At 43.2% G+C, this 285-nt stretch carries 1 pseudogene and 1 other annotated feature; the pseudogene reads left to right on the top strand.

The features are described from left to right. Positions 1–285, top strand: a pseudogene (locus tag GVV58_RS15350) (IS3 family transposase); the annotation flags it as partial. Further along, positions 224–285, top strand: a sequence feature (AL1L pseudoknot). This feature is flagged as partial in the annotation. Its footprint overlaps the pseudogene before it by 62 nt.

The raw sequence follows: 285 nt of genomic DNA, 5'->3' as shown, positions 1-285 counted from the left end.
AAAGATTATCCATCGAATTGGGCTGCGATCACCGCTATTGCTCCCTGAGCAGTATACTGCGCAAGGGTTGTACTCCTGAAACACTACGTGTTTGGTATCAAAAATATTTAGATAAACAAAATCCAGTTAAAGTACAGCAGCTTTCAGACCAAGAACGTATCAAACAACTCGAACGCGAAAATAAAGAACTGCAACGCGCCAATGAAATTCTACGTAAAGCAGCCGCTTTTTTCGCCCAGGCGGAGCTCGACCGCCCACACAAATAATGGTGGATTTTATCCATAA

The sequence above is a fragment of the Acinetobacter sp. 18QD2AZ41W genome, from assembly GCF_009829025.1.
Classification (GTDB): domain Bacteria; phylum Pseudomonadota; class Gammaproteobacteria; order Pseudomonadales; family Moraxellaceae; genus Acinetobacter; species Acinetobacter pseudolwoffii.
The sequence above is the reverse complement of the archived record's forward strand: the minus strand, read 5'-3'. Positions and strand labels throughout refer to the sequence as shown.